The sequence below is a fragment of the Agromyces allii genome, from assembly GCF_009749385.1.
Lineage (GTDB): Bacteria > Actinomycetota > Actinomycetes > Actinomycetales > Microbacteriaceae > Agromyces > Agromyces allii.
The window spans coordinates 63,371-81,765 of record NZ_WBIN01000018.1; the positions used below are offsets into that span (position 1 = coordinate 63,371).

Sequence of the window (18,395 nt, forward strand, 5' to 3'; positions counted from 1 at the left end):
CCATGGATCCCACCGGAGTCCTCCGATCGCTGTGGAAGTACCGCTGGTTCGTCCTGCCGGCGCTGCTGATCACCCTCGGCGTCGCCGCGTACGTCTACGCGCTCGGCCCGCGCAGCTACGAGTCGACCACGAGCTACGCCCTCGTCAATCCGGATGTCCCGACCGAGGCGGACATCGAACGCGATCCCGCGCTGGCGAAGCTGAACGGCGACAATCCCTACCTCCGTTCGACCGACCCGAACCTCGTCGCGAACGTGGTCATCACCCGCCTCCAGTCGCCGGCCACTGCCGCGTACCTCGAGGACGTCGGGTTGAGTCGCGACTTCTCGGTCGCGCCGGGCGTGGGCGGCAGCGGCTTCATCGTCGAGATCACGGGCGTCGGGGCCACGCCGACGCAGTCGGTCGGCACGTCGGCGGCGCTCGGCGCGATGTTCGAACGCGAACTCCGGACGATCCAGAAAGTGAACGGCGCCGACGACCGCTTCCTGTTCACCTCGCTCATGGTGGCCCAGGCCGACGAGGCGACGGAGCAGTTCTCGAGCCGGCTCCGCGCGGTCGTCATCGTGCTCGTCGGCGGCGTCGTGCTCGTGTTCGGCGCGGTGTCCCTCGGCCGGTCGATCGACGCCGTGCGGGTTCGACGACGAGCGGCCGCGGCGGCCGCAGCGCTCGAAGAAGCCGCAGCGCTCGAAGAAGATGAAGAAGAGGAGGGCGACGAACCCGACCCTCCGGATGCCGCGGGCGAACCCGCTGCGACGGACGCCGCGGATGCGCCGGCACTCGAGGCCTCCGAGGCCGAGCAGCGCCTCGTGACGGCGGAGTCCGTGGAACGAGGCGGAGCGGAGCGAGTCGGTCGGGGGAAGCGTCCCGCCCGGAAGAAGCGGGCCGCCAAGACGGCGCGCTCCGCCGGGGATGCGCCGAACGATCCGACCGACGAGCCGGACTCCGCCGCGGACGGCCACGACGGGATCGACGCCGATACCGACGCCGCCCGCGAACTCGAACTGCCCCACGCGCGGCGCTGACGGCAGCCTCCGTGCCACGGCCCCCACGGCGCTGCGGGGGCTGCGGGGGCTGCGGGGGCTGCGGGGGCTGCGGGGTCAGCCGAGCCGAGCGGTGAGGCGCCGCATCGCGGCACGGCGTTGCTCGAGCCCCGTGCCCGACTTCGCCGAGACCATGACCGCGACATCCGTCTCGGCGACCTCGGAGAGGAACTGATCGAGCCCGTCGCCGTCGAGCGGGATCTCGTCGGGGTGCACCCTGCACCGCATGCCGTCGACGGTGCCGCTGAGCGCCGTGCCGAGCATCTCCTCGACGTAGACGCCGTAGAGGATCATCTCGGAGAAGTGCAGCTCGCGTCCGATGGACGTCGCCCACGAGCGACCGGTCGCGTACTCGATGCGGCGCAGCATGGCGCGCACGATGGCCGGGTCCCATGCGCAGGGCCAGCAGATGTAGTCGGGCAGGCGGGAGGCCGTCGTGGGAGCCAGCCCCAGCAGGCGACGGGCCGTGTCGTGCCAGAGCCGATGACGGGGCAGGGCGTCGCTGACGGCGTCGGCCAGGCGGTAGAGCGGGAGCCGGCCGCATGGAGCGAAGGTCAGCCCGTCGACGGCGCGGATGAACTCGACGTCGGAGTCGACGAGCAGTGCGATGTCGGTCTCGGCCGACGCCGCGGCCGCGAGCTTGACGAGCTGCTGCGCGATCCAGCCTCGGATGGGCGGGAACGGCGACTCGACGTTGACCCACATGTTCATCCGCGGCGCCTTCCGCAGTTGGGACGGCATGACCGAGTCCACGTCGACGACCGTCGCACCGAGCTCGGCCAACGGGGCGAAGCGGTGCAGGTCACGACGAGGCACGATGATGCGATGAGCCGTCGTGGGCGCGGCGTGGCGGACGAGCGAGGCGCGCAGGTCGCGGCACAGCTCGAGGTCCGGGGCGTAGCTCGGCGTGATGATCGTGAGCGTCGGAGGGCCGACCATCAGGCCCGCCGTTCCGTTCCGGCCTCCGCCGACGGCGACCGGGCACCGTCGATCGCATCGCGGATGGCGGATGCGACGACGTCCTCCGCGAGGTCCCATCCCACCCCGTTGCGTGCGCTGAACTCCGCAGCCCGCGTCGCCCGCTCGACACGGTCGCCATGCTCGACGAGCTCGGCGAGCGCGAGGGCGATCCGGCCCGGGCTCGACGGCGCCCACACCGCATCCGGATGACGCAGCACCGCCCGCGAATGCACGGTGTCGTTCACGACGGGGATGGCGCCCGATGCGAGCATCTCGTCGACCACGAGCGTGATGTTCGTGAACGAGAGGGCGGGCCCGCCGAGCACCCGGTTGTAGAGCCCGTTGAGCTGCTCGGGTGCGAGCACGCCGTGCTGCGTCAGGGGGATGTCCCAGTCGGAGACGCGATCGCCGACGATGTGGATCTCCTGCTCGGGATGCATGCCGTGGAAGGCATGCAGTGCGAGCTTGCCGAGCAGGTACCCGCGACGGTCGTTGCCCCGCTTCGCATAGAAGACGAGTCCCGAACGGGGCGGGCCGCCCGACAGGAGGCGATAGGCGTCGCCGTCCCTGCCGAACGGCGCGAGCACCGAGGGCACGCCGATCGCCGCGAGCTCCGCCTGCACCATCTCGCCGAGGGCGATCGTCCGGAATCCGAACCGGTACGTGTCCTCGGCGAGCGCACGGACGGATCCGTGCGGGTGGAAGAGCGGCTCGAAGTCCTGCACGAAGTAGAGGCGCGCCATCGGCGACGTGCCGCGGGTCGCGAGCACATGCGCCGTCTCCCACGAACTCGCGACGACTGCGTCCATGCCGGCGAAGGCGGGCGACTCGGCCGCATCCCTGATCTCGGCCCTCAGCCACGGCCAGTGCGTTCGGATCACCCGCTCATGACGGCGGAGGTCGCCGCCCCTCGCGTCGTGCAGGTACACGGTCGAGGCCATGCCGCGCGCCTCGGCTCCCGCGATCATGCGGAAGAGCGTCGTGTGGCCGCCCGAGCCCGGCCCCGGCGCGGTGCAGATCCAGCCGACCTCGATCGGGCCTCCCGCTCGGCCATGCTCCGACGGTCCTGGCAGGTTCAGGGCGTCGAGCGGATCCGCGAGGTCCGCCTCGTCGATCGCGGATTCGAGCTGCTCCGCGCCCGTACGGCGATAGAGCTCGAAGGCGAGTCGTCGCCCGACGCCGCGCACGCCGTCGCGGCGGAGGCGCGTCGCGAGCTCGGCGAGACTCACGCGCCCGGTCATGGCCGACCCGTCCCCTCGAGCGCGCGCGCCCGGTCCAGAGAGTCGGCTCCGAGCGGTCGCCCGAACGCCATGCGGAGCGCCTCGACGACCAGGACGATCTGGTGCGCGGTCATGTGCGGGAAGACCGGCAGGCTGAGGATCTCGGATGCCGCGGCATCCGTCACGGGGCAGTCGGAGACCCTCATCAGGCTGCCGGCGAGCGCCGGCGAACGGTGCAGCGGAACCGGGTAGTGGATGCCCGTCGAGATTCCGGCGGCCGCCAGGTCGGCGGCGACGCGTTCGCGGTCGGGCACGCGCACGACGTAGAGGTGCCAGACGTGCTCGTTGCCCTCGGCCGTGACGGGCAGCACGACGTCCTCGAGGTCGTGGAGCAGGGCGTCGTAGACCGAGGCGACGGCCCGCCGCCGGGCGTTCCAGTCCTCGAGCCGCTTGAGCTTGGCGGAGAGCACGATCGCCTGCACGGCGTCGAGCCGCGAATTGAAGCCCAGCACCTCGTGCTCGTACTTGCGCTCGCTGCCGTGCGAGCCGATCATGCGGACCCGTCGGGCCAGCTCCGGGTCGTCGGTCGTGACCGCGCCGCCGTCGCCCGCCGCCCCCAGGTTCTTGCCCGGGTAGAAGCTCGTGGCCGCGATCCGCCCGAGGCTGCCGGAGACGCCGCCGAGGCGACGGGCGCCGTGCGACTGCGCGGCGTCTTCGACGACGACGGCGCCGAATCGTCGTGCGATCGGCGTGAGGAGCTCGACGGGGGCGAGCTGTCCGTAGAGGTGCACCGCGATGACGGCACGGGTCAGCGGACCTGCGGCGGCCTCGACGGCGGCAGGATCGATGAGGAGCGTGCGTTCGTCCACGTCCACGAGCACGGGCGTCGCCCCGGCGCGGACCACGGCCTCGGCCGTCGCGATGAAGGTGTTCGCCGGCAGGATCACCTCAGCTCCGGGTCCGACGCCGATCGCGCGCAACGCACCCTCGAGCGCGTCGGTGCCGTTGCCCATGCCCACGCAGTGGTCGGACCCCGCGTATGCGGCGTACTCGCGTTCGAACGCCTCGACCTCCGGCCCGCCGATGAACGCGCCCGACGCGAGCGCGGCGCGCAGCCTCGGCATCACCTCCTCGTCGACCTCGTGCTGCTGGGCGGCGAGATCGGTGAACGGCACGCTCATGTCGGGATCTCCTCGGTTCGGGCGCCCTCCGGCGCAGTGGCCCCGCCCCGCGCGCGGAACGCCGCGAGGTAGCGGAGTCCGATCGGCAGCGTGGCGACGAGGTAGACGATGAGGCCGACCGACCCACCTGCGAGCACCGCGAGCACTGGCGCATCCGTCGCACCCGTCGCCGACGCGACGAGCGCCGCCGATGCCGCGCACAGCACGGCGCCCACGGCCGGGCCGAGGCAGGCCCGAAGCATCCGCCCGGCCGAGGCGCCCACGCCCCGTTGCACGAGCACGAGGTAGACCGGCACGACGACGAGCCACGCGACCGCCGCGTGCGCGTACCCGGCACCGGCGATGCCCCACTGCGAGACGCCGAACCAGAGTGCCGGCGCGAGGGCGGCGAGCCAGACGACCTGCACCCAGAACAGCCCGAGCGTGCGACCGGCGCCGACGCAGAGGTCGGCGAAGAGCTCGGTGAGGATGCGCGCCATCCCGAAGACCCCGAGCCCGAGCATGGCCGCGGCCGCGGGAGCCCACCGCTCACCGAACAGGGTCACGATGAGCGGCCCGGCCACGCCGACGAGCAGGGCCGACAGCGGGAAGGCCGCGAAGGAGAGGCCGCGTGCCACGCGCACCGCCTCGCCGGGCAGCGTGCCCGCCGCGTGCAACCGGCCGAACGCCGGAACGGCGACGGTGCGGACGACGGCCGTCACGACGCTCGACGGCAGGCTCGCGAGGTTGAACGCCATCAGGTAGAGGCCGAGCGCGACCGGATCGAGCAGCCGACCGACGACGACGTAGTCGAGGTTCAACGTGGCGAAGACGACGAGGTTCGCGGCCGCCAGCGGGAGACCGAGACGCAGGACCCCTCCGGCTTCTCTCCGGTTCCAGCCGGGGGCGTATCGGCGAGGGGTGATGATCCAGTAGCCGACCGCGGAGACGAGCTGTCCGCCGACCCGCGACCAGGCGAGCGCCAGTGCGCCCCACCCCCACCCGGCCATCGGCACGACGAGCACGAGCGAGACGACGATGCCGGCGAGGTCGACGGCGATCCGGCGCCCCTGCAGGAAGTCGCGCCACACCATCGCCGTCGGCACCGAGCACGCCCCGGCGAGCGCGACGGTGAGGGCGAGCACCCGGATCACGTCGGCCGCCGCGGGGTCGCCGAGCGTGGCCGCGAGCCACGGTGCACCCACGACCATCGCCCCGGTCAGCACCGCGCTCGTCGCGATCGAGATGGTGAACACCGTCGGCGCGATCTCGTCGGGGTCGCGGTCGCCACGGCCGAGGGCCGCCGTGGCGCCGAGTTCGGCGATGTTGAGCGCGATCGTCTGCACGACGAGCGCCACGGCGAGCGCACCGAAGTGCTCGGGTGCGATGAGCCGCGCGACGATGATCGTCGAGACGAAGCCGAGCACCCGGGAGGCGCCGACGTTGACCGCACCCCACATCGCACCGCGGCGGACGCGGCGTGCGAGCACGGGCTGCATCGTCTCGGTCACGACACCCCCAGGTGCCGCCACACGGTCCACCGCACGCGGTCGAGCTGCCGACGGGCCGCTTCGAGGCCGCGGTGGACCGCATCGGGCGAGGCACCGCCGTGGGCCCGACGCAGGCGCCGAACGACCGCACGGCCACGGCGCCCGCGCAGCGACGACCGGCGCACCTCGCCGGCGACCCGGAACAACTCGGAGGCGGCGTCGACGTCGCCGCCGCGATCGAGCTCGCGCTGCGCGAGGAGCAGTGCCTCCCGCGCGATCGAGCGCTCCGCGCGGGCGACGAGGGCCGCATGCCGCGGCAGCTCGTCGCACGTGCCGGGTTCGGAGAGGCCGCGGAACGCGAGGGCGCGGTGTCGCAGGTCCTCGGCCATGCCCGCGAACGTCGTGAGGTGCATGTTCGCGTCGTGCACGCGGTACTCGGCCTGCACCGGCCCGTTCACGCGTGCGACATCCCATCGCGCCGCGGTGCGCAGCCAGTACTCGAGGTCGCCGGAGTGCGGGAGGGCGGGGTTGTACGGGCCGACCTCGCGCATCGCCTCGGTGCGCATGACCACCTCGGGCGAGAGGATGAAGCTCCGCCCGCGCCAGCAGGCGATCGCGATCCACTCCCGCCCGCGCCAGACGGTCCAGTTCGCGCGGCGGCGCTCGGGAACGGGCGGCGGGCCGTCGTCCCCGAACTCGAGCGGCCTGCCGTAGACCATGCCGACGCTCGGCTCGGCGAGCATGAGCCGCGACGCGCGGGCGAGGGCGCCGGGCGCGACGAGGTCGTCGGCCGAGACGAGCGACACGAACTCGGTCGACACCGCGGCGAGCCCGTCGTTGTACGTCGCGATGTGCCCGGCGTTCACGGTGTGCGAGATGACCGTGACGCGTTCGTCGCGCTCGGCGATCCGGAGGGCGGTGTCGAGCGACCCGTCGGTGGAGGCGTCGTCGACGATGATCACGCGGGGCTCGACGTCGGGCTGCGCGAGCACCGCGCCGGTCGCGGCATCCAGGTACCGCCCGTAGTTGTAGCACGGGATCACGACGGTGACGCCGGGGCGGGCGTCACCGGAGCGGGGCCACCGCACCCGCATCAGGCACCGCCGACCCGGGCGTACCTCATGGGCGCGGCGGGCACGCCGACCCAGGTCTCCCCGGCGGGCACGTCGTGCAGCACCGCCGCGCCCATGCCGATCGTGGCGTCGGAGCCGATCGAGACGTGCTGGCGCACCGAGGCGTTCATGCCCACCGTCGCGCGTCGTCCGACGGTGACCCCGCCGCCCAGGCTGACCCCGGCCGTGAGCGTCGCGAAGTCGCCGACGAGGCAGTCGTGCGTGATCGTCGCGTTCGGCATCACGACGACGTGCTCCCCGATCAGGGCGTCCGTCGTGACGACGGCTCCGGCGAGGAGGATCGATCCCGCGCCGATCGGACTGGCACCGGCGTTCCGCGCACTCGGGTCGACGAGGGTCGCGTAGCGCAATCGGTCGATGCCGCGGCGGGCGAGCCGGGCGACGACCCGTTCCCGGGCGGCGCCGGAGCCGATGCAGACGAGCAGGAGCGCGTCCGGGAAGGCGAGCACGTCGTCGATCGTGCCGACCACCCGCACCCCGCCGACCGGGTACGGCAGCCGCGACGCGTCGTCGTCGACGATCCCCACGGGGTCGAGACCCGCCTCGGGGGCGACGGCGATCACTTCGCGGGCGAGGCCGCTCGCGCCGATGACGAGGAGCGGATGCATCAGCGCGCCGCCTCGGCGATCACGGCGACGACGCGGTCGAGGTCGTCGCGGTCGAGCCCGTGGTGGAGCGGGAGGATGAGCGTCCGGTCGGTCAGCCGCTCGGTCGTCTCGAGCGGCGCGCCGCCGGTGTCGCGGAACGCGTACGCGGGTTGGCGGTGGGCTGCCATGATGCCGCGCCTGGCGGAGACCCCCGCGTCGGCCAGCGCGGCGAGCAGCTCGTCGCGCTCGAGCGGGAACGGCTCGGAGACCTCGATCCAGTAGGACTGGAAGTTGCTCTCGCCCATCGGCGGGTCCTCGACCGCGCGGATGCCGTCGAGCCCGGAGAGCCCGGCGGCGTAGTGCCGGGCGAGCTCGCGCCGACGGGCCACCATCTCGTCGAGCCTGCCGAGCTGCACCAGGCCGATGGCCGCCTGCACGTCGGTCATCCGATGGTTGTAGCCCACCTCGAGGTACTCCTCGGCCGGCGAGAGGACGCTCGCATGGCGCTCGGCGGCCGAGATGCTCATCGCGTGCTCCCGCAGGCGGCGGGCCCGCGCGGCCCAGTCGCCGCGCGCCGTCGTGATCATGCCGCCCTCCCCGGTCGTGAGGAGCTTGCGGGGGTGGAACGACCAGGCGGTGACGTCGGCGGCGATGCCGACGGGCGCGCCGCGCGACCTGGATCCCGCCCCGCACGCGGCATCCTCGACGACGACGATGCCCCTGATGTCGCAGAACGACCGGATCGGTTCGAGGTCGACGGGCATCCCGCCCTGGTCGACCGCGATCACCGCCCGCGTGGCAGGCGTCGCCGCTGCCGCGATCGTCGCCGCGCTGACGTTGCCCGTGACCGCCTCGACGTCGGCGAAGACGGGCCGCGCGCCCACGTGCACGACCGCGTTCGCCGTCGCGATGAACGAGAACGACGGCACGACGACGTCGTCGCCCGGGCCGATGCCCGCGACGAGGAGGGCGAGGTCGAGCGCGGTCGTGCAGCTCGAGGTCGCGACCGCATGCTGCGCGCCCATGCGTTCGGCGAAGGCCGCCTCGAACGCGGCGACCCTCGGCCCCTGGGCGATCCAGCCCGACGCGATCACGTCGGCCACGGCGTCGGCCTCCTCACGGCCGAGCCACGGACGCATGACGTCGATCCGGGTCGCCTGCGATGCGCTCATGAGTGCACCGCCCTCGACGCGGCGATGTCCGCCCGCAGCGGGCTCCACCAGTCCACGAGTTCTCGGAGCCCCGCCTCGAGGTCGACCTGCGCCTCGAAGCCCAGGTCGCGGCGGGCAGCCCCGGTGTCGGCGAGCCGGCGCACGACCCCGTTCACGCCCCGAGCAGGTCCGTGCTCGACGCTCAGATCGGACCCCATGGCCGAGAGCAGGGCGTTCGCGAGTCCGAGCAGGCTCGTCTCCCGCCCGCTCGCGACGTTGTAGACGCCCTCGTCGAGATCGGCGGAGGCGGCCAGGAGGTTCGCCCTGGCGACGTCGTGCACGTTCACGAAGTCCATCGTCTGGGCGCCGTCGCCGAGCACGAGCGGAGGGAGCTCGTCGGCGATGCGCTCCATCCACCGCACGAGCACCTCGGTGTAGTACCCGTGCACGTCCATGCGCGGGCCGTACACGTTGAAGTAGCGCAGCACGACGTACCGCAGCCCCTCCATCGCCCGGAAGCTGCGCACCAGCCCCTCGCCGAACGACTTCGCCGCCCCGTAGATCGTGTCGTTGTTGTGGTGGTGGTGCCGTTCGCCCGTCGGGAACTCCTCCGCCATGCCGTAGACCGACGCGCTCGAGGCGACCACCAGCTTGCCGACTCCGTGCCTCGCCGCGGCCTCGACGACGTTGAACGTGCCGTCGACGAGCACCTCGAGGGCCAGCCGCGGCTCCTCGGCGCACTGGGTGATCCTGATCGCCGCCTCGTGGAACACGAGGTCCTTGCCTCGCGTGAGCCGATCGACGAGGGCGGCATCGCGGATGTCGCCCTCCACGACCGAGACCGGCCCGCGGGCCATGGCGTGGTCGAGGTTCTCGAGGCGGCCCCGCACGAGGTTGTCGAGCACGTCGACGGATGCCGCACCGGCATCGAGCAGCCGATCGACGATCGTGGATCCGATCATGCCCGCCCCGCCCGTCACGAGCACCCGGGCCCCGGCGACGGCGGTCATCGCGCGACCGCCATCTCGCTCGGGAGATCGTCGCGCTCGACCGCCGAGAGGCCTCCGCCCTCCGCGAGGCTGCGCGTGGCGGCCTCGAGCACGCGCAGCACCCGGATCGCGGCCCGCCCGTCGGTCCGCGCGGGTCTTCCCTCGCGGATGCTCGCGGCGAACTCGGCGACCATCGACGCGAGCGCCTCGCGCTCGGACAGCGCCGGCGACCAGGTGTCCCCGAGCCGGTAGGAGACGGTCGCCGCGGCGCGGTCGGCGGGATCGTCGGATGCCGCGGCGAGATCGACGCCCCGGTCGTACACGCTCACGCGCTGCTGGGGGTTCAGGTCGTCCCAGACGAGCGTGCGGCGGGTTCCGCCGATCACCATCCTGCGGATCTTGGTCGGGCTCAGCCAGTTGACGTGCACGTGGGCCATGGCGCCACGGGCGAGGGGCATCGACAGGTAGCCGACGCAGGAGCGGCCGGCGCCGAGCGGGTCCGAGCCCTGGGCTGCGACGGCTTCCGCGCTGAGGCCGCCGGGGAGGATGAAGTCCATGATCGAGAGGTCGTGCGGGGCGAGGTCCCAGAAGACGTCGACGTCGGGCTGGATGAGCCCGAGGTTGATGCGCACCGAGTCGATGTAGAGCAGGTCCCCGAGAGCACCCTCCTCGATGAGTTCCCGGATCTTCTGCACCGCCGGCGTGTAGCAGTAGGTGTGGTCGGCCATCAGCACGAGCCCGGCCTGCGCCGCCGAGCGGATCATCGCGCCGCCGTGGTCGGTGCTGTCGGCGAGCGGCTTCTCGACGAGCACGTGCCGACCGCTCCCGAGCGCGGCGAGGGCGAGTCCGTGGTGGGTCGCCGCCGGCGTGGCGATCGCGACCGCGTCGACGGCCGGGTCGGCGAGCACCTCGTCGAGCGAGTCCGTCACGCGCACGTCGCCTGCCGGCCCGGCCACCCGGCCGGCGCGGTCGAGGTCGAGATCGCAGACGTACCGCAGCTGCCAGTCGTCGCTCGCCCGGAGGTTGCGCACCAGGTTCGGCCCCCAGTAGCCCGCGCCGATGACGGCGATGCCCAGTCGTTCCATGTTCTCCGCCTTCCGCCCGTGAAGCTGGATCCGGCGTACCGGATCACCCTCCGGGCGTGAACAAGACGTCCGCCCAGTAGTTGTGCGAGCTCACGGCGCTCGGGTACCCGGCGCCGTACACGTAGACCCCGCCGACGGGGACCGTCGAGAGCGGTGCGGCGACGACCGCCTCGGCCAGCGCGCCGAGGTCGGCGGCATACCGGCCGCGCGGGGTGGAATAGGTGGCGCGGTACTCGATCGATGCCGCGATCTGCACGGGCGAGGCGAAGTAGACGGTCTGCCAGCCGCTGACGGTCTCCCCGAGCGAGGTCGCGGAGGCGAGCGCCGTGCCGTCCGCGGCCCAGAGCCGCACGACGTGCGTGTTCGCGTCGCCGGCGACCTTGTAGAACCGGATGCCGCTCACGGTGCCGGGCTGCGTCGAGGTGAAGCGCACGCCGAGCTGGATGAGGGTCGCGTCGTCGAAGTCGGTCCGGTTCGGCACGGCCGACGCCGGGAAGAACGACGTGGTCGTGACCGGCTGGGCGCGCGTCGTGAAGCTCCAGCTGCCGCCCTGGGGACTCTGCCCGCCGATCGACACCGCCGCGGTGAACGACGTCGTCCACGCGAGCGGCTGGTCCGGCACGAACGAGACGGTGTTCGACGCGGCATCCCATTCGCTGTGTCCGGCGACCGCGCCGTTCGGACCGGTGAGGGTCATGGTGGCTGCCACGGTGGGAGAGGCGGACAACTGGGCTGATATCCGCTCCCCCACCGCGACATCTGTGAGCCCCGCGGCGGGGCTGGTCGAGACGACGGTCACCGGCGCGACGACGGCCGTCCGGAAGATCACGTCGACGAAGTAGTTCGTCTGGTTCCAGGTGAACGTCGGCACCGCACCGCCGGTGCCGTAGCGGTACCGACCGTTGCCGGCCGACGGCGCGAGCAGGGGCCCGGAGGACGCCGCGTTCTGGAAGAAGCCGCCCGTCGCGGCGTAGTGGCCCTGCGGCGCGTAGTACGAGACGACGTACTCCGTGCCGGGCTGCAGGGCGACCGGCGTGTCGAGCAGGGCGGTCTGCCAGCCCGTGGCCGTCTCGTCGGCGAACGTGACCGCCGCGAGTCGTGCCCCGCTCGCCGACCAGAGGGATCCGGTGTGCGTTCCGCCGTTGCCGGCGCCCTTGTAGAAGCGGATGGCCGTGACGCTGCCCGGACTCGTCGTGGAGAAGGACATCCCGAGCTCGACGCCGGAGCCGTCGTCGATCGAGGTGGACGCGGGCGTCGTGCTGCCGAACAGCGAGTAGCTCGTGGTCGTTCCGCCCGAGTCGGCGGTCGTGAACGACCAGGTGCGCGGCGGGAGCAGCGAGCCGGCGTCCGAGCGCACGCCCGTGAGCGTCGCGGTCACGGTCGCGGCATTCGGCAGCGGCGCCGACGCGGTGAACGTGATCGTGGTGCGGTCGTCCGAGAGCGCCGCCGTCCCCGCGACCGGGCTGCCCCCGCTCGCGACCGTCAGGGAGAATCCGGGCGCGACGGGCATCGAGAGCTTCGCCGAGACGGTGCTCGCCCGGTCGACGTCGAGCGCTCCCGCCGCCGGCGTGGTCGAGACGAGCGCGATGGGATCGACGCCCTTCTCGAACACCACGTCGACGAGGTAGTTGCTGGTGCTCGCACTGCCCGGGTAGCCGGAGCCGTAGGTGTAGGCGCCCGCGTTCGCGGCGGCGCTGAGCGGTCCGTAGGCGACCCCGCTGCCGTTGAACGCGCCGAGCGTGGCGGAGTACCGCCCGACCGGGGTGCGATAGGCGGCCACGTACTGGGTTCCGGCCTTCACGCTCACGGGTGCCGCGAACGAGACCGTCTGCCATCCGCTCGTGCTCTCGCCGGCGAAGGTCGCCGTGGCGAGCTGGTCGCCGGCGGTCGACCAGAGGCTCCCGACGTGCTGACCGGTGTTGCCCGCACCCTTGTAGAACGCGACGCCGGTCACGGTGCCGTCGACGGCGGGCGTGAACTTCACGCCCAGCGTGACCGCCGCGGAGTCGGCGACCTCGAGCACGCCCGGCGTGGTCGAGTCGTTGAACAGGCGGCACGGGCAGATGCCCGCCGCCGGCGTGGGCTTCACGGTCGTGAACGTCCAGCGGGAGACCTCGGCGGGCGGGGTGCTCGCGCCGGACGGCGTCGCCTTGAGCACGACGGTGTAGGCGACGAAGCCGTTCAGCGGCGTCGACGGGGTGAACGTCGCGACGCGGGCTGCGGCGTCGTACGCGGTGGCTCCCGTGACCGCGTTGCCGAGCTGGTCGGTCACGGTGAAGCCGACGGAACCCGAGACGACGGCCTTCAGGAACTTGGCGCTCAGGGTGGTCGATGCCGGAACGCTCGTCGAGCCCGGAAGCGGCCAGAGGTTGGAGGCCGCGAGCGGCGTCGAGTCCGACGATTCGTAGACGGCGTCGACAAAGTAGTTGCTGGACTCGAAGGAGTTCGTCGGATGCTCGCCGGGCGCGCCGTAGACGGCCGCGGCCGGGACCCCGTAGCCGCCGTCGACGAGCAGCGGCTCGCTCGTGATGCCCGCGGCCCAGAACGCGTCGGGCTGCACCGAGTAGTGTCCGCGCGGTGCCGTGTACGAGACGGTGTACCGGGTGCCTGCCGTCACCGGCACCGAGGGCGAGAACGTGGCCTTCTGCCAGCCCGACGCGGTCTCCCCGGTGAACGTGACGGTGGCCAGCCGTTCGCCGAGCGGCGACCACAGCGAACCGACGTGCACCCCCGTGTTGGCCGCCGCCTTGTAGAAGCGCACGCCCGAGACGAAGCCGGCGTCGGTCGGCGTGAACCGCAGGCCGAGTTCGACGGCCGAGGCGTCGCCGGAGTCCACGACGGTGGGCGCCTGCGCGCCGAAGACGGAGTACGGACCGACGACCGAGGTCGCGACGGTGGCGGCGGTCGACGGGATGTTCGCGCTGTCGTCGATCGCCCGTGCACGGATCTGGGCTGCGCCGCGGCCGTGCTGCACGAACGTGTAGCTCCAGGTGGTCGTGCCGTTCGCCGGATGCCACGACGCACCGCCGTCGGTGGAGACCTCAACGCCGGCGACGCGCCCGCCGACGTCGGCGGCCGTGCCGGTGACGACGACCGAGCTGCCGTTGGCGATCTGGGCGCCGGCGACCGGCGCGGAGATGCTCGCGGTCGCCGCCGTCGTGTCGGTGCTCGCCGTGGCGGCGACGAGGCCGGACTGCAGCGTCGTCGCGAACGCGCGCATGTCCGCGAGCAGGTTGACCTGCGCCTGCTGCATGCGCTGATCCGCCGGCGCCCCGGCTCCGTCGTGCTCCTGGTCGAGCCCCCACGCCCACTGGATCGATCCGGCCGAGAACACGAGGGCCCCGCTCGGCGCCCGGTACAGCGTGAGGTGGTGCGTGGTCGTGCCCGGCAGCACGGTGTTGCCGTAGTCCTGCAGGTACTGGGGGGTCGGCCCGGTCGTCGTCGAGAGTCGGACGAGTCCAGGGGGTCGCGAGCCGTTGTCGAGGTCCTCGTCGGACTCGTAGCCGATGGTGTGCGGTGCCAGCGCGGCGCTGGTTCCCGTGGCGAGGTTCGCGAGCGAGGTGCCGCGCCAGAGGCGGAGCTTGCCCTCCGCCGCCGAGACCGTCACGGGGAGGTCGTTGTGGTTCGCCATGTAGAGCGTGCCGATGAGCGCGTTCTCGGGTCGGTTGGCACCCGCGGATGTCGGCGCGAACCGCGGGTCGCGCCAGGTGCCGGTCCACTGCGTCGTGGGGTCGATCTTCTGGTTCGCCCAGGTCTCCTTGTAGCTGACGAGGGTCCGGTACGGCGTGGCGCTCGCGTCGGCGGACGGCGCGTACCGGGTGCGCCAGTACCCGTCGTTGCCGCCGAGGAACTGCAGGTTGACCCCCGCGTCGCGGGCGGCCTCGATGTTCGCGCGTTGCGCACCCGACCAGTACTCGTCGTGGCCGACGGAGAGGAAGACCTTGTGGTTGCGCAGGAGCGCGCCGTTCCGGTCGCTGTCGACACCGGCGAGGTAGGTCACGTCGTAGCCGTTGCGCTCGAGGAAGCGCACCTGGGCGTACTCGCCCGAGAAGTAGAAGTCGCGGCCGCTGTTGTCGTCCCTCGTCGCGAAGGGCCGGTTGTAGCTGAGCTTGTACGCGCGACCGTTCTCGCCTCCGGTGTAGAAGTTCGATCCGCCGTAGCCGTTGTAGGCCTGCCAGGTGGGATCGGAGGTCTGGAAGACGATGTCGGAACGGCTGGCGTCGTTGCGCACCACGAACGTGATGTGGCTGCGGCCTCCGGTGTCGGAGCGGCTCAGCAACGCGACGTAGACGCCCGAGACCGCGGTGGACGGGACGTTCCAGGACGCCGAGACCTTCCAGTTGCCGCAGTCGACGAGTTCGGTGGCGACGTCGGTGATGCACTGCGGCTGGGTCTGCGGGAGCGTCGCGCTCGGCGTGACGGTCGCGATGCGGCGCGCGCCGAGTCCTTGGTACCAGCCCGTGCGGTAGATCGTGATCGTGTAGGCGCGAGCCGTCGTCTTGACCTTGAGATCGAGCTTGCCGCCGGCGTTGACACTGATGTCGGTCGCGAAGCCCTGGATGTCGTCGGACCCGGCGCCGTCGATGTCCCACTCCGATGGGCTGGCACCCGGGTTCGCGTTCTCGCACGCGACGGGGTTGGCGCAGGCCGCGGCGGCGGGCTCAGCGGCGCCGACGAACGCGGCGGCGACGAGCGCGAGCGCGATGGTCGCGCCGGTCGCAGCGGCCAGGAGTCGGATTCTCCCGGCGTGCGTGCGGGCAGGGCGGGGCAAGGCAAGGTGGGACACGAGCAGACCCTCGGGTAAGCGAGTCTCGACGCCACGCCGGGTGGGCACGAGGTGCTCGTCGGCGCGCAATCAGGTTGGTGCTCAGGCCATTACGGTCTGGGTGAAAACACGGGACGAACTCAACATCGAGCGAGCCTCATGTTTCTCGGGGTGAACACAGTTGTACCCCCATGCCGTCTCATCCGCTGTCCCCAGTTCGGTTGACAGCGTTCGGCGCGCCGCTCTCAGACGCCGAACGCGAGCACCACGACGACCACGAGGCCGACGACGGCGATCGCGCACGAGCCGGCGAAGACCGCGAGCACGACGCGCGCGGATCTCCGCGAGCTCCGCGCCACCGACGGCAGCGCCTGGGCCGGGTCGCGGGTCGGCTCCGGCCCGCCGGCATACGAGAGCGGGGCGAGTCGCGGTGCGGCAGGCTCGATCGGGCGGGCGGCGTAGTGCTCGAGGAGCCCCGGACCCGCACCGACCTCGGCCGTGCTCAGCACGTCGTCCGACACGGGGGCGGGCGTCACCCGTCGACCGCGACGCGTCGGCGCGTGCATGACCGCGTCGGGCTCGTCGGTCGGCAGCGGCGTCGCTCGCACGACCGTGCGCTCGAGCACGATCGTGTCGTCGACGGCGGCCTGGCCGGCCACCGCGGGGACGGTCCCTGCGGGGCCGTCGACCGCGGGGCCGGTCGCGACCGGCCCGGTCCCGGTGCGCTCGACGACGATCGTCTCGTCGAGGTCGAACGGCGTCACGGCTGCAGGGCCGGCGGGAACCGGCGGAACGGGAGCCGGCACCCGGCTCACCACGATCGTCTCGTCGAACGCCCCGTCGACGGGCTCGCGGCCGGGTTCGGGCGCGTCTCCGACGGGCGGCTCCGTGATGCGGGCTCGCCGATCCACGACGATCGTCTCGTCGGCCTCGAGGCCGGCGTCGAGCACCTCGCCGGGGTTCGCCGCGGTCACGAGCAGCTCCGCACCGGAATGGTGGTGTGGTCGTCATCGGATGCCGCGGCATCCGCACCCCTGACGACCCCCGTCGTGGCATCCGACAGCTCGTCGACGCCGCCCGAGATCACGTCGACGACCACGACCGTGATGTTGTCGCGGCCCCCGGCCTGGCGGGCCCGCTGCACGAGGGCGGTGGCGACGGACTCCGCACGGCCGCCCATGGTGAGCGTCGCCCTGATGCTCTCGTCGCTGACCTCGCCGGTCAGCCCGTCGCTGCAGATCAGCAGGCGTTCGCCGTTCACGACGGGCAGCAGCCAGCTGTCGGCCGTGCTGTCGGGGCCGCCGATCGCACGCGTGATGACGTTGCGCTGGGCGAACTGCTCGCGATCCTCGGGGCGGAGCTCTCCCGCGTCGACGAGTTCCTGCGCGAGCGAGTGGTCGACGGTGAGCTGCTCGAGCTCGGTGCCGTGGTGACGGTAGACGCGCGAGTCGCCCACGTTGAAGACCAGCCACGCGGGCTCGCCCTCGTCGTCGACCAGGGCGACGCCGGCGATCGTGCTGCCCGCGCCGCGTTCGGTGGTGTCGGCGACCGCGGCGACGGCGAGCGTGGCATCCGCGAGCGCGGCACGCACCTGGGCGATGCTCGCGACCTCGTTGCCGGCCACGTGCGCGCGGAACGCGTCGATCACGGCGGCGCTCGCCCGATCGCCCGCCTCGTACCCGCCCATGCCGTCGGCGACGGCGTACACGGGCCACTGGGCGAGCGCGGAGTCCTCGTTCGCGCGACGCACGAGCCCCACGTCGGTCGCGGCAGCGGCGGCGAGCTGCACCTGATGCACGGTCATCGGCCGGGCACCCCGGCGATCGGCGGGTCACGTTCGATGCGCACGCTCAGCGTTCCGAGCACGAACCGGTCGGGCACGGGCGTCGGCACGTCGGGGTCGAGCAGCACGTCGTCGCCGAAGCCGTCGGGCACGAGCACGCCGTTCGTCGAGTGCAGGTCGGTGATGCTCCACTGCTCGCCGTCGAGGCTGAGCACGGCGTGCGTCTTCGAGAGCGTGCGGCTCGGATCGGGCACGACGAGACGCTGTTCGCCCGCACCGGGATCCGCGGCGCGCGGGTTCCGGCCGAGCAGCACGACCCGGCCCGCGAGTCGAAGGGGCTCGCCGCCCTCGGGCACCAGGTGCCAGGTCACGGCCGGCTTGCGGGCGACGACGACGGTGCGATCGAGCAGGTCGTCGTCGAGGTCGTCGTCTCCCGTGACGACCGTTCCGGGCGCGAGCGGCTCGGTGAACGGCGCCGGAGCCGCGACGGCGAACGGGTCGGCGACGGGCGGGGCTGCGACGACCGGCGCACCGACCGTGATCGGCTCCGCCGGCGCGGTGACGTACGGCGCGCCACCGGAGAGCGCCCCGACCGGCGGCAGCGTCGGCAGGGCCGGCGAGACCGGGGCGGCCGGTGCGGCCTCCAGCGGAGCCGCGGATGCCGCCGGCATGGCCTGGATCGGCTCGATGCGACCGGGAATCCGAGAGATCGGGTCGGCGATCGGCGTTGCGAGGGGCGCCGGCGCGGGCCCCGCAGCAGCGGCAACCGGCGGCTGGGCGGGGAGGAACGCCGGAGCCGCAGGAGCGGCCGCCGGCATGGGCGGCAGCGGAGCCGCGCCGCGCGGGTGCAGGTCGGCCCACGGCGGCAGGATCGGGGCGGAGTCGCCCGCAGGCCATCCGGCCTGGGTCGGTGCGGGTGCCACGGGTGCCACCGGCGCGGCGACGGCGAACGCCGGGGCGGCGAGCGCGCCGAGATCCGACGATCCGGGCGCGCCAGGGCCGGCAGGGCCGCCGGGAGCCGGCCACCCAGCC

At 72.9% G+C, this 18,395-nt stretch carries 14 protein-coding genes; 1 reads left to right on the top strand and 13 read right to left on the bottom strand.

The genetic code is table 11. The annotated features are described in order from the left end of the window. The first annotated feature begins 2 nt into the window (after positions 1-2). Complete coding sequence (locus tag GQR16_RS18875; protein ID WP_157416713.1) at positions 3-1,022, top strand: YveK family protein; 1,020 nt, start codon at positions 3-5, stop codon at positions 1,020-1,022. A 75-nt stretch (positions 1,023-1,097) separates the two neighbouring features. On the opposite strand, the gene GQR16_RS18880 is transcribed toward GQR16_RS18875, so the two are convergent. The 13 genes from GQR16_RS18880 to GQR16_RS20105 all read right to left on the bottom strand — a co-directional run. Next, positions 1,098-1,979: a DUF6492 family protein gene (locus tag GQR16_RS18880; RefSeq protein WP_157416714.1), complete on the bottom strand. Its 882-nt coding sequence runs from the start codon at positions 1,977-1,979 to the stop codon at positions 1,098-1,100. Continuing rightward, positions 1,979-3,241 carry a glycosyltransferase family protein gene (locus GQR16_RS18885; RefSeq protein WP_157416715.1) on the bottom strand — a complete coding sequence of 421 codons (1,263 nt, stop codon included), beginning with the start codon at positions 3,239-3,241 and terminating at the stop codon, positions 1,979-1,981. The genes GQR16_RS18880 and GQR16_RS18885 overlap by 1 nt, the downstream gene beginning before the upstream one ends. Then, on the bottom strand, positions 3,238-4,401 hold the full coding sequence (locus GQR16_RS18890; RefSeq protein WP_157416716.1) for a DegT/DnrJ/EryC1/StrS family aminotransferase: 1,164 nt from the start codon (positions 4,399-4,401) through the stop codon (positions 3,238-3,240). The genes GQR16_RS18885 and GQR16_RS18890 overlap by 4 nt, the downstream gene beginning before the upstream one ends. Next, positions 4,398-5,891: an oligosaccharide flippase family protein gene (locus tag GQR16_RS18895; RefSeq protein WP_157416717.1), complete on the bottom strand. Its 1,494-nt coding sequence runs from the start codon at positions 5,889-5,891 to the stop codon at positions 4,398-4,400. Before GQR16_RS18895 ends, GQR16_RS18890 begins: the two co-directional genes overlap by 4 nt. Continuing rightward, positions 5,888-6,958: a glycosyltransferase family 2 protein gene (locus GQR16_RS18900; protein ID WP_170298576.1), complete on the bottom strand. Its 1,071-nt coding sequence runs from the start codon at positions 6,956-6,958 to the stop codon at positions 5,888-5,890. The genes GQR16_RS18895 and GQR16_RS18900 overlap by 4 nt, the downstream gene beginning before the upstream one ends. A 5-nt stretch (positions 6,959-6,963) precedes the next feature. Beyond that, positions 6,964-7,611 (bottom strand): acetyltransferase, encoded by a 648-nt coding sequence (locus GQR16_RS18905; RefSeq protein ID WP_157416719.1) that lies wholly within the window; start codon positions 7,609-7,611, stop codon positions 6,964-6,966. Continuing rightward, entirely contained in the window at positions 7,611-8,762 is a 1,152-nt protein-coding gene (locus GQR16_RS18910) for a DegT/DnrJ/EryC1/StrS family aminotransferase (RefSeq protein WP_157416720.1), read from the bottom strand. The genes GQR16_RS18905 and GQR16_RS18910 overlap by 1 nt, the downstream gene beginning before the upstream one ends. Continuing rightward, positions 8,759-9,751: an NAD-dependent epimerase/dehydratase family protein gene (locus GQR16_RS18915; protein ID WP_157416721.1), complete on the bottom strand. Its 993-nt coding sequence runs from the start codon at positions 9,749-9,751 to the stop codon at positions 8,759-8,761. The genes GQR16_RS18910 and GQR16_RS18915 overlap by 4 nt, the downstream gene beginning before the upstream one ends. Continuing rightward, on the bottom strand, positions 9,748-10,815 hold the full coding sequence (locus tag GQR16_RS18920; RefSeq protein ID WP_157416722.1) for a Gfo/Idh/MocA family protein: 1,068 nt from the start codon (positions 10,813-10,815) through the stop codon (positions 9,748-9,750). The genes GQR16_RS18915 and GQR16_RS18920 overlap by 4 nt, the downstream gene beginning before the upstream one ends. Positions 10,816-10,858: 43 nt before the next feature. Beyond that, positions 10,859-15,601 (bottom strand): DUF4082 domain-containing protein, encoded by a 4,743-nt coding sequence (locus tag GQR16_RS18925; protein ID WP_157416723.1) that lies wholly within the window; start codon positions 15,599-15,601, stop codon positions 10,859-10,861. 224 nt (positions 15,602-15,825) lie between these two features. Continuing rightward, complete coding sequence (locus tag GQR16_RS18930) at positions 15,826-16,554, bottom strand: hypothetical protein (RefSeq protein ID WP_157416724.1); 729 nt, start codon at positions 16,552-16,554, stop codon at positions 15,826-15,828. After that, positions 16,551-17,384 (bottom strand): PP2C family protein-serine/threonine phosphatase, encoded by an 834-nt coding sequence (locus GQR16_RS18935; protein ID WP_157416725.1) that lies wholly within the window; start codon positions 17,382-17,384, stop codon positions 16,551-16,553. The genes GQR16_RS18930 and GQR16_RS18935 overlap by 4 nt, the downstream gene beginning before the upstream one ends. Continuing rightward, the coding region (locus GQR16_RS20105) for an FHA domain-containing protein (protein WP_157416726.1) at positions 17,381-18,395 on the bottom strand (1,015 nt) is incomplete at its 5' end. The genes GQR16_RS20105 and GQR16_RS18935, both read right to left, overlap by 4 nt.

What these genes read in the sequence shown, in the direction of transcription:
- GQR16_RS18875 (WP_157416713.1), top strand. Translation starts at nt 3, where the DNA reads ATGGATCCCACCGGAGTCCTCCGATCGCTGTGGAAGTACCGCTGGTTC.
- GQR16_RS18880 (WP_157416714.1), bottom strand. Translation starts at nt 1,979, where the DNA reads ATGGTCGGCCCTCCGACGCTCACGATCATCACGCCGAGCTACGCCCCG.
- GQR16_RS18885 (WP_157416715.1), bottom strand. Translation starts at nt 3,241, where the DNA reads ATGACCGGGCGCGTGAGTCTCGCCGAGCTCGCGACGCGCCTCCGCCGC.
- GQR16_RS18890 (WP_157416716.1), bottom strand. Translation starts at nt 4,401, where the DNA reads ATGAGCGTGCCGTTCACCGATCTCGCCGCCCAGCAGCACGAGGTCGAC.
- GQR16_RS18905 (WP_157416719.1), bottom strand. Translation starts at nt 7,611, where the DNA reads ATGCATCCGCTCCTCGTCATCGGCGCGAGCGGCCTCGCCCGCGAAGTG.
- GQR16_RS18910 (WP_157416720.1), bottom strand. Translation starts at nt 8,762, where the DNA reads ATGAGCGCATCGCAGGCGACCCGGATCGACGTCATGCGTCCGTGGCTC.
- GQR16_RS18915 (WP_157416721.1), bottom strand. Translation starts at nt 9,751, where the DNA reads ATGACCGCCGTCGCCGGGGCCCGGGTGCTCGTGACGGGCGGGGCGGGC.
- GQR16_RS18920 (WP_157416722.1), bottom strand. Translation starts at nt 10,815, where the DNA reads ATGGAACGACTGGGCATCGCCGTCATCGGCGCGGGCTACTGGGGGCCG.
- GQR16_RS18935 (WP_157416725.1), bottom strand. Translation starts at nt 17,384, where the DNA reads ATGACCGTGCATCAGGTGCAGCTCGCCGCCGCTGCCGCGACCGACGTG.